Raw genomic sequence first — 10818 nt, 5'->3', positions numbered from 1 at the left:
TTGCGATACCTCCAAAGCCCAGGCTGCGGAGGTTTTTGCGTTTCTGGTTGGCCTATCCAAGCAAGGCGCAGATGGAACGCACCTGCCGAAGAGTTGCCGGGCGGACCGAAATCCTTCCCGATGATGAAAATGCGGCTTTTCAGGGCCCGCACGAGAATATAAACATGATTTTGATACTCATGTTTTATGCCGGCCGCCAGTGGATGCCTCCCCGGAACGTCTCGATCACGAACTCTATCTTGCCAACCGCTCCGCGCTCATCGACTACGCGGCGCGCATCCTGGGATCGCGCGACGTGGCCGAGGATATCGTCCAGGACGCCTATCTTCGCTTCCGCCCGGGGCAAATCGAGCGGGAATCCCCGGGGCAGGCTCTGGCCTATCTCTATCGGGTCGTGCGCAACCTTTGCTTCGATCTCCTGAAGCGTCGCCGCGTCGAGACGCGCGCGCAAGAGGATCCGCCGGCCTGGACGATCTCGCGGGAACTGCCGTCGCCCGAACACAGTCTGCTTTACCGCGACGGAGCGAGGATCGCGGCGGATGTTCTGGCGACGCTCGACGAGGATATTCGCATCGCCGTCGAAATGCATCGGCTGGGCGGCTATACGCTGGAGGAAGTCGCCAGCCGTCTCGGCATCTCGGTCGCCACCGCGCACAGACATGTCCGCACCGCCATGGTGAAGATCGCGCTGGCGCTCGACATGAAGGATGGCTGATCAAACCTGCCGGGCGAAAAAATTCCGCGCCTCGATCGTCCTACGAATAGAGAGGGAGGGAATTTTCACGGCAATCCGCTATGAATCCCGGCAGGAACCAGGGCAGGCAAGCATTGACGCGGCAAGACGAAACCCAGGAGATTCTGGAAGAAGCGATGGACTGGTTCCTGCGTCTCAGGGCCGGGGGCGGCGGCGCGGAGGAGCGGGAATTCGCGCTTTGGCTCAGCCGCTCGGCCGCGCATCGGGAGGCCTGGGAAAAGGCCGGACGCACCTGGGAGGCGATGGGAGAGGTGCCGGCTGCCCACCAGCATCTGTGGCGGCGTCGGGGCCAGGCGCCGGCTCCGGCGGCCGGCAGGCGCCGGCGGATATGGGGAGCGGGCCTCGGCGCCGCGCTCGCCGCCTCCCTCGTCCTGGGGCTCGCCGGACCTTCGGTTCTCCTGGCGTTTCGAGCCGATCACCGGACCGAGACGGCCGAGTTGCGTACCGTCGCGCTCGAGGACGGCTCGACCGTGGAGCTTGGCGCGGCGAGCGCGATCGAAACGGATTTCAGCGCGGAAGAACGCCGCGTGACGCTTCTTTCGGGCGAAGCCTTCTTCGACGTGAGCCGCGATCCGGCGCGGCCGTTCACCGTCGAGGCCGGTGGCATCAGGGTCGCGGTGATCGGCACGGCTTTCGACGTGCGCCTCTCCGAGACGCAGACCACGGTGCAGCTCGCGCGCGGCGTCGTCGGCATTTCGGTCGCCGGCGCGTCCGCGGTGACCACGGAGCTCTCGCCCGGCGAGATGGCGATCGTTGCCCATGCCGACGGGTCGATCACTCGGCGGAACATCGCTCCCGAGGACATTGCCGCCTGGCGCGATGGCCGGCTGTTCGTCGACGACGTGACAATAGCGGAGGTGGTGGAGGAACTGCGGCGCTATCACGGTGCCTGGATCGGCATTGCCGACAGCACGCTGGCCGGGCGGCGCGTCACCGGCCTTTACGACTTGACCGATCCCGACCGCGCGCTCGAGGCGCTGGTCGAGCCGCATGGCGGAAAGGTGCACCGCGTGTCGGCCTATCTGCGCGTCGTGGCACCGTTCTAGAGGCGTTGGGCCGAAAAGCGGGCCCCGGCTTTCTGACCTTCGATGCTAGCGAGAGCCGATCTTGCCGCTGGCCGGGCAAGAAAAATTTCGCCGCGATGAAAAAACGGCGGACGCCGATCGTCCCTGTTGTGAATGCGGGCCGGGGCCTGCAAATATTCAGGAGACGGGGCTGATGATTTTTCCGATAGCCGGGCACGGGCAGGTTTCAAGGGCGACGAAGGACAAGGCCGCCTTTGCCGCGAAACTGCTTGCAACGGTCGCATTTACGACGCTTGGAGGGGTGGTTTCCGTCGGCATTTCGCCGGCATGGGCGCAGGAAGCGGCCCGCAGCTTCGACATTCCCGCCCAGCCGCTCGCCTCGGCGCTCAACGCCTTCGGGCGTCAGTCCGGATTGCAGGTGACGCTTGCGGCCTCGACCTCGCGCGGCGTGGCGGCGAGCCCGGTGCGTGGCTCGCTGACGCCGCAGCAGGCGCTCTCGCGGCTTCTGGCGGGAACCGGCATTTCCTTCCGCATCGCCAACGGCACCGCCGTCATCGGCGCGCCTTCCGCCTCCGGCGGTGCGGCACCGCTCGGCGAGTTGGGCGAGGGCGCCATGGTTCTCGACACGATCGAGGTCACCGGACAGGGAGCGGGCCGGGGCGGCGTTTCCGAGACCGTGATCGGACAGGAGCAGCTCGAACGGCTCAATCCGACCGACCTTGCGGACGTCTTCCGCGAGGAAGCGGGTATCCAGGTCGGCAGCTCGCTGCCGATGTCGCAGAAGGTCTACGTGCACGGCATCGAGGAAACCAATCTCGCCGTCAGCATCGACGGCAGCCGGCAGAACAACAAGGTCTTTCATCACAATGCCACCAATCTGATCGATCCGAGCCTGCTGAGGGCGGTATCGGTCGACGCCGGCGTCGCTCCGGCCGACGCCGGGCCGGGTGCGCTTGCCGGCGCCATCGGCTATGAGACGAAGCGTGCGCGCGATCTTCTCGCCGAGGGCCGATCGATCGGCGGGCTGGTGACGTCGACCTACAATTTCAACAGCGACACCGTCACCACCGGGCTCGCGGGCTACGGCGTCCATGAGGGGCTGGAGTTCCTGGGCTATTTCAATTTCGGCAAGGGCGGCGATTTCGACGCCGGCAACGGCGACAAGGTCGAAGGGACCGAGACCCACCTGCTCAGCGGCCTCGGCAAGCTCGCCTATCAGTTCGCGAGCGGCCATCGCTTCGAGATCAGCCACGACCGCCTGGTGGACGACGCGCCGCGGCCCTTCCGCGCCAATGCCGGTTTCGTCGATACCGGCAAGCCATGGGAGCCGCCCATTCGCGACTATCGCCTCGAACGGCAGAATACGGTGTTCACCTTTACGGACGAAACGCCGGAAGGGTGGTGGGACCCGAAGGTCGTGCTGGCCTATGGATCGACGGAAGTCGAAGTGCCGGTGTTTCTGAAGGATGGGTCTTCCTATGATACCAGCGGCAAAACCTCGACCATCAACGGCAAAATCGAGAACAGGTTCGGTCTGGATATCGGCAGCGTGACGGCGGGGCTGGATTTCTACCGCGACAAGGCGGAACTGGACGACCTCTACGAGCCGGGCGAGGAGAAGGCGAGCAATGTCGGCCTCTACGCGCAAGCGCGGCTCGAACCTTGGGAGCGCACCCGCCTCTCCTTCGGAGCTCGGGCGGACCATCAGTGGTTTACCGGCGTGGATGGATCGAAGTTCGAGAATTCAGGCCTCAGCGCCAATGTCTCGGGCGAATACGATCTCAACGAGTTCCTCACCGCCAAAGCCGGCTTCTCGCATGTCTGGGCCGGCATTCCGCTCGCCGAGAACTTCATCATGAATCCGGGTTGGATGTATGGTGCGGACGGTCCCGAGCCGGTCACGGCGAACAACTACCTGGTCGGCCTCAAGGCGCACCATGACGGGTTCACGCTGGAAGGCAGCATTTTCCGCACCGACATCAACAACGCCCGTTCGCCGCGCTACAGCCCCGCCGCCACCGGAGCGCTCATGACGCGCGAGGTCGAATCGCGAGGCTTCGAGATCGGTGCCGGCTATGACTGGCGCAGCGGCTACGTGCAGGTGAAATACGCCCATATCGACGTCGACATCGACGGCGCGCCCGCCGATACCGACATCGGCAACTACCTGGCGACGCCGGTCGGCCACATCATCACGATCGCGGCGGCCCACACCTTCACCGATCTGGGGCTGACGATCGGCGGCGATATCGAGATCGCGCCGGAGTACGACCACGTCGCCGAGGGAGTCGAACCATACAAGGCCTACGAGATCGTCAATGTCTTCGCCGAGTACCGGCCAGAAAGGCTGCCGAACTTCACCTTCCGCGCCGAGGTTCAGAACCTGTTCAACGAAGCCTACTCCAAGCGGGCCACCTACGGCCATGAGTTCGGCAACGTGACGCCGCTCTACGAACCGGGACGGAGCTTCCTGCTGACCGCGAAGGCGACGTTCTAAAGTACGGTCGCCCGGAAGAGCCATCTTGTCGCTCCTTCGACGGTTCGGCCGAAGGAGCGGGCGCACCGCCTGACTTTGATCCCGTTTGGCGGGGGCTCAAGTTCTGCACGGCGCTGCTGCCCGGGCGGGGTACGTCCATCCCGTCCAGCCCCTGTCCCAATGGATGAGTTCGGCGCATCAAGCGGCCATTGGAATCGTCTTGATAATACCCATAATCTGAATTCGTCTCTTTACCGAGGAAGGAATTCGGTGCAGACCGTTGCCTGATGGCTTGGTTGCAATGGGAATACCTATGAAGGGGATTATACTGGCGGGGGGGAGCGGAACGAGATTGTATCCGCTGACGCTGTCCGTTTCGAAGCAGATCTTGCCGGTTTACGATAAGCCGATGATCTTTTACCCGCTAAGCGTACTGATGCTGGCGGGAATACGGGATATACTTGTCATTTCGACGCCGCGAGATCTTGGCGTCTTCAGCTCCCTGCTGGGCGATGGTAGCGAATTCGGCATCTCGCTCTCCTATGCCGAGCAGCCTCATCCCAACGGCCTCGCAGAGGCTTTCCTCATCGGCAAGGATTTCATCGGCGACGACAATGTCGCGATGATCCTCGGCGACAACATCTATCACGGCGACGGCCTCTCGGCCCTTTGCAAGGAGGCCGTGCGCAGGAAAGAAGGGGCTTCGATCTTCGCCTATCATGTCGAGGATCCGGAGCGCTACGGCGTCGTCACTTTCGACAAGACGACCGGCAAGGCGTTGTCCATCGAGGAGAAACCAGCCCAGCCGAAGTCGAACTGGGCGGTCACCGGGCTTTATTTCTACGACAACGACGTGGTCGGCATCGCCTCGTCGATCAAACCCTCGGAGCGCGGCGAGCTAGAGATCACGACGGTGAACAACACCTATCTCGAGCGCGGCAGCCTGCATGTCCACAGGCTGGGCCGTGGCTATGCCTGGCTCGATACCGGCACGCATGACAGTCTGCACGAGGCGTCTTCATTCGTCCGCACGATCGAGCGCCGCCAAGGCATCAAGATCGCCTGCCCGGAGGAGATCAGCATGGAAATGGGCTGGCTCGAGCCGCACCAGGTCATTGCGCGGGCCGATAGGCTCGGCAAGACCGAATATGCGGCCTATCTGCGCCGCCGCGGAATGGAATTTCTCGAGTCATGATTACGGTAACGCCCTTGGGCCTGGACGGCGTTGTCGAGATCACGCCGCGAAAATTCGGCGATGACAGGGGGTTCTTCTCGGAAACCTACAATCGCGAGAAGTTCGTTGCTGCCGGCATCGAGCTCGACTTCGTGCAGGACAATCACTCCTACTCGGCGGCGCGGGGTGTGTTGCGCGGGCTTCACTACCAGTTGCCTCCCAAGGCGCAGGACAAGCTGGTGCGTGTCGTGCGGGGCTCGATACTCGACGTCGCTGTCGACATAAGGCGCGGCTCCCCGACTTTCGGCCGCTGGGTTTCGCTGGTCATTTCGGCCGAGAAATGGAACCAGATCCTCGTTCCCGCGGGATTCGCCCATGGTTTCATCACGCTCGAACCGGACACCGAGGTCATCTACAAGGTCACCGAACTCTATTCGCCGGAGCATGATCGCTCCATTCGCTTCGACGATCCCGAGATCGGAATCGAATGGCCGATACCGGCGGACGAGATCCAGCTTTCTGAAAAGGACCGCGCGGCTCCGTTTCTGGCGGCAGCCGAAGTGTTCGCTCAGGGCGTTTAGGAGAAGCAGATGAGAACCGTTCTTGTAACCGGAGGGGCTGGTTTCATCGGATCGGCGGTCTGCCGTCACCTCGCGGACGACGAGGAGACGAAGGTGATCAATGTCGACAAGCTCACCTATGCCGGAAACCTGGCCTCGCTCCGCTCGATCGAGAGCCGTCCGAACTATCGTTTCCACAACGCGGACATCTGCGACGAGGCGGCGATGCGCGAGATCATGCGCGGCGAAGGCGTGGATGCAGTGATGCATCTTGCCGCCGAAAGCCATGTCGACCGTTCGATCGACGGGCCGGGCGCCTTCATCGAGACCAATATCGTGGGGACCTATCGGCTGCTCAACGCCGCGCTCGCCCACTGGCGGGAGTTGTCGCCCGAACGGGCGGAGCGGTTCCGCTTCCACCATATCTCTACCGACGAAGTTTTCGGCGACCTGCCCTTCGACGAAGGCATCTTCACCGAGGAAACGCCCTATGCGCCGTCGTCGCCCTATTCGGCGTCGAAAGCCGCATCCGACCATCTCGTACGCGCCTGGCACGAGACCTACGGGCTGCCGGTCGTGCTTTCCAACTGTTCGAACAATTACGGCCCGTATCATTTCCCCGAGAAGCTGATCCCGCTCGCCATCCTGAACGCGCTGCACGAACAGCCCTTGCCGGTCTACGGCGCCGGCGCGAACGTCCGCGACTGGCTCTACGTCGAGGATCACGCACGCGCGCTGGCGCAGGTCGCCACTCGCGGTGTCGTGGGCGAAAGCTACAATATCGGCGGGCGCGCGGAACGCACGAATCTCTCCGTCGTCGAGGCGATCTGCGATATCCTCGACGGGAAGAGGCCAAGGGCATCCGGCAAGTCTCACCGCGAGCTGATCGTTTTCGTGACCGACAGGCCGGGCCATGACCGCCGCTACGCCATCGATGCTGCCAAGATCGAACGGGAACTCGGCTGGCGGCCCGAGGAGACCTTCGAGACCGGCCTGGCGCATACCGTCGACTGGTATCTGCAGAACGAATGGTGGTGGCGGCCGATACGCGAGAAGACCTATGCCGGGGAGCGCCTCGGCACGGCGTTGAAAGGCGCGGCATGAAGCTGCTCGTCACCGGCACGGAAGGACAGGTCGTCCGGTGTCTTCTCGAGCGGGCGCAAGGCGGAGCAGCATTGGAGGTGGTGGTGCTCGGGCGGCCGCAGCTCGATCTTGCCGATGCGGCGAGCCTGTCCCGCGCTGTCGCCAGCGTGCGCCCGGACATCGTCGTCTCCGCCGCTGCCTACACCGCCGTCGACCAGGCCGAGGACGAGCCGGACATCGCGCACCGGATCAACGCGACCGGCCCCGGCGTGCTGGCGGGCGCGGCCGCCGAGGCCGGGATTCCGATCATCCACCTTTCGACCGATTATGTGTTTTCCGGCGCTTCGAGCGAGCCCTATGGCGAAGCCGACGATACGGATCCGCAAGGCGTCTACGGCCGCACGAAGCTCGAAGGCGAACACGCCGTCGCCGCGGCAAACCCTCGTCACGTGATCCTGCGGACGGCCTGGGTCTACAGCCCGTTCGGCAAAAATTTCGTCAAGACGATGCTGCGGCTTGCCGGGGAACGGGAGGAGATCGCCGTGGTCGCCGATCAATGGGGCAATCCGACCTCCGCCCTCGACATCGCCGACGGTATTCTCCATGTCGCGAGCCGGCTCGCGGAAGAACGGTCCGACGAACGCTTCGGCATTTTCCATCTCGCGGGGACGGGCGACGTCAACTGGAGCGGCCTCGCCGAAAAGGTGATGATGGCGAGCCGCGTTCTGGGCGGGCCTTTCGCGACGATACGGCCGATCACGTCGGCCGAGTTTCCGACCAAGGCACGCCGGCCTGCAAATTCCCGCCTGTCCACGGACAAGCTGGAGCAGGCATATGGCTGGCGCGCTCCGTTCTGGGAGCGTTCGACCGAACATGTCGTCGCGCGACTGCTTGGTGCAGCGCCGGCGGTGCCGAACACCAACGCAGCTTTCCTTCGAGGTCGATAAACCAGAGGCGTCGCCATGATCCCGTTCACTCCGACCGCGTTCCGCTTCCCCGACCGCGTCGCCCAGTCGGCCTGGATCGAGCATGTGCCTTTCATGTTCTGGCTCGTCGATGCGTTGAGGCCCGGCCGTTTCGTCGAGCTCGGGGTCCACAACGGCATCTCCTATTGCGCAGCCTGCCAGGCAATCGAGCTGCTTCATCTCGACTGTAGCTGCTATGCCATCGATAGCTGGAAGGGCGACGAGCACGCGGGCTTCTACGGCGAGGAGGTCTATGCCGATCTCGCGGCCTATCACGATCCGCGCTACGCCGCCTTCTCGAGGCTGGTGCGCGCCAATTTCGACATGGCGGCCGCGCATTTCGAGGACGGCAGCATCGACCTGCTGCATATCGACGGCCTGCACAGCTACGATGCCGTTGCCCACGATTTCGAAACGTGGCGCCCGAAGCTTGCGCCCAATGCGGTCGTGCTTTTCCACGACACGAACGTTCGCGAGCGCGATTTCGGTGTCTTCCGCCTGTGGGCCGAAATAGCGGCGGACCGTCCGCATTTCGAGTTTCTGCACGGCCACGGCCTCGGCGTGCTCGGGATGGGTGACGATTTTCCGCGCGCGCTCGAAGCGCTCTTCGCCGCCGGACGGACAGCCGAGGGGCGGGAGGGGGTTCGCACGATCTTCGCCCATCTTGGCCAGGCGGTCGGACAGAGCGCCACGATGGCGGAGACCATCAAAAAGGTGGAGCGCGATGCGATCGCGCGCGGGGCGGACCTCCGCGGCGTCGTCTCGAGTGCTTTCCCCGCGGGACAGGACGCGATTCGGGAGGAGTTGACCAACGCGGTCGAGATCGTCCGCTTGCGCACCGTCCTTGCGGAGAATCCGAAAAATGACGGCGCGCTCAGTAATCTGAGCCTGGCGCTGAACAGGAACAACCGGGTGGACGAGGCGGTCGACGCAATCAAGCAGGCCATCGAGATGCGCCCCGATGCCGGACGATACGCCCATCTCGGCAATCTGGAGGCGCGGCGGCGCAACTGGCCGGCGGCGATCGACGCGATGCGGGAGGCGACCGTGCGCGCTCCCGACATGGACGTGTTCGCCCAGCGCCTCGCGCAGATCACGGCGGATTCGGAAAAATAGGCTGAAGGGTCGAACGGGTTCATCACGCCGACCCAGGCCATGTGGATGAAACCGGTCGACTAGACACGGTCGCGGCCCTCGCCGCGCGCCGGCAAGCGTTTGAAGCCATGCGTTGATTTCCGTCCGCATGCGGCTTCTGCTCTTTTCTCGCACCTTTTTTCATCCACGCGGCGCGGACCGGCGTGATGATCGGCGCAGAGAACCGGAACGGAAGCGCCGACACATGACCACCGAAACCACCGACATTCTTTCCCTGCCCTTCATCATGCCGTCGCAGGCCCAGAAGCACGTGACGCACAACGAAGCGCTGCAGATGCTCGACCTTCTTGTCCAACTTTCGGTTTCCGGAGAGGCCGCGGCTCCGCCGGCCAGTCCCTCGCCGGGCGACAGGATGATCGTCGCGGCGGTGGCTTCCGGCGATTTTGCCGGCCGTGAAGCGGAGCTTGCCGTCTTTCGCGATGGCGGTTGGGAGTTCGTGAAGCCGCAGCCGGGCTGGCTGGCGTTCGACAGGGCGCGTGGCCGGCCGCTCGTGTTCGATGGCACGGGATGGATCGAATTGCCGTCGCCCTCCGAGCTTTCCAATCTCGAAACCGTCGGCATCAACGCCGCCGCCGATGCCGAAAACCGGCTTGCGGTCGCGTCGCCGTCGAGCCTCTTCAACCACGCCGGCGACGGCCACCGGCTCAAGGTGAACAAGGCGGGCGAGGCCGAGACGGCGTCGCTCCTGTTCCAGTCAGCCTATCAGGGCAGGGCCGAGATGGGGCTGGCAGGAAACGACGACTTCGCCGTGAAGGTCAGCCCGGACGGTGTGCAATGGCGCGAGGCGCTGCGTGTCGAGCGCGCCACCGGCCGTGTCGGGTTTCCTTCCGGCGGTGTCCGCGAGATGCTGTTCGCGCCGCGCATCTACCATGTGAACCCCGGCGGCAACGACGGAGCCTCCGGCCTGTCGACGCCGCAGGCCTTCGCCACCCTGCAGAGGGCCGTGGATGCCGCTCTGGCGCTCGACGCCGCCGGAAATGCGGTGACGATCCAGCTCGCCAGCGGCAGCTATTCCTCCGCGACGATGTCGCGGCCGATGTTCGACGGCGGCACGCTGACGATCCAGGGCAATGACGCGGCGCCGGCAAACGTCGTCATCGACGGCGGCGCGACGGGCACGGCGCTGCGCGTCGACGCCGCCGGCGCCAAGGCGACGGTGAGGGGGGTGAAGCTGACCGGGTCCATCGGCCTATGGGCGCGCTACGGCGCGGTGGTTTTCCTGCGCGGCAGGGTCGCTTTCGGGCCGTCCGCCTCGCGCCATGTCGGCGCGGACAACGGCGCATATGTCGAGATTATCGGCAATGTCGAGATCGCCGGCGGCGCGCAGCAGCATCTCTACGCCAACCAGGGTGGGCACATCCTGATGACCAACAGCACGGTGACGCTGACGGGCACGCCGGCTTTTTCGAGTGCCTTTGCACTTGCTCAATATACCGGGCTTCTATCGGCCTACGGCAACACCTATTCCGGCGTTGCCACCGGCGTACGTTACCGTGCCAGCGGTAATGGTGTCATTTTCGTCAATGGCAGTGGCGAGGCAGTTTTCCCGGGGAACGCGGGGGGAGTTATAATAGGCGGCGGACAATACTTATAGCAGATGGAACCAAGTTAATATGCATTAGATCG

General features: G+C 64.2%; 9 protein-coding genes. All 9 read left to right on the top strand.

Annotation, left to right across the window (positions count from 1 at the left end; translation table 11 throughout):
* Positions 1-199: 199 nt before the first annotated feature.
* Entirely contained in the window at positions 200-715 is a 516-nt protein-coding gene (locus XW59_RS14475; RefSeq protein ID WP_047146007.1) for a sigma-70 family RNA polymerase sigma factor, read from the top strand.
* Positions 716-828: 113 nt separating this feature from the next.
* Complete coding sequence (locus tag XW59_RS14470) at positions 829-1800, top strand: FecR family protein (protein WP_246666091.1); 972 nt, start codon at positions 829-831, stop codon at positions 1798-1800.
* Positions 1801-1972: 172 nt separating this feature from the next.
* Entirely contained in the window at positions 1973-4276 is a 2304-nt protein-coding gene (locus XW59_RS14465) for a TonB-dependent receptor (RefSeq protein WP_082137600.1), read from the top strand.
* 292 nt (positions 4277-4568) lie between these two features.
* Positions 4569-5450, top strand: coding sequence for a glucose-1-phosphate thymidylyltransferase RfbA (rfbA, locus tag XW59_RS14460; protein WP_047146006.1), 882 nt, complete (start codon positions 4569-4571; stop codon positions 5448-5450).
* A complete protein-coding gene (gene rfbC, locus XW59_RS14455; protein WP_047146005.1) occupies positions 5447-6010 on the top strand; it encodes a dTDP-4-dehydrorhamnose 3,5-epimerase in 564 nt (187 codons plus the stop codon). Before rfbA ends, rfbC begins: the two co-directional genes overlap by 4 nt.
* A gap of 9 nt (positions 6011-6019) precedes the next feature.
* Positions 6020-7093 carry a dTDP-glucose 4,6-dehydratase gene (gene rfbB, locus XW59_RS14450; protein WP_047146004.1) on the top strand — a complete coding sequence of 358 codons (1074 nt, stop codon included), beginning with the start codon at positions 6020-6022 and terminating at the stop codon, positions 7091-7093.
* Positions 7090-8019 carry a dTDP-4-dehydrorhamnose reductase gene (gene rfbD / locus XW59_RS14445; protein WP_047146003.1) on the top strand — a complete coding sequence of 310 codons (930 nt, stop codon included), beginning with the start codon at positions 7090-7092 and terminating at the stop codon, positions 8017-8019. The genes rfbB and rfbD overlap by 4 nt, the downstream gene beginning before the upstream one ends.
* Before the next feature lie 15 nt (positions 8020-8034).
* Positions 8035-9153: a class I SAM-dependent methyltransferase gene (locus XW59_RS14440; RefSeq protein ID WP_052958174.1), complete on the top strand. Its 1119-nt coding sequence runs from the start codon at positions 8035-8037 to the stop codon at positions 9151-9153.
* Between the two features lie 223 nt (positions 9154-9376).
* On the top strand, positions 9377-10786 hold the full coding sequence (locus XW59_RS14435; RefSeq protein ID WP_047146081.1) for a DUF2793 domain-containing protein: 1410 nt from the start codon (positions 9377-9379) through the stop codon (positions 10784-10786).
* Positions 10787-10818: the final 32 nt, after the last annotated feature.

Origin of the sequence: Aquamicrobium sp. LC103, assembly GCF_001014615.2 — a bacterium.
In the GTDB taxonomy this organism is placed as follows: domain Bacteria; phylum Pseudomonadota; class Alphaproteobacteria; order Rhizobiales; family Rhizobiaceae; genus LBCQ02.
Note: the sequence above shows the minus strand (reverse complement) of the source record. Positions and strands in the feature narration are given on the sequence as shown.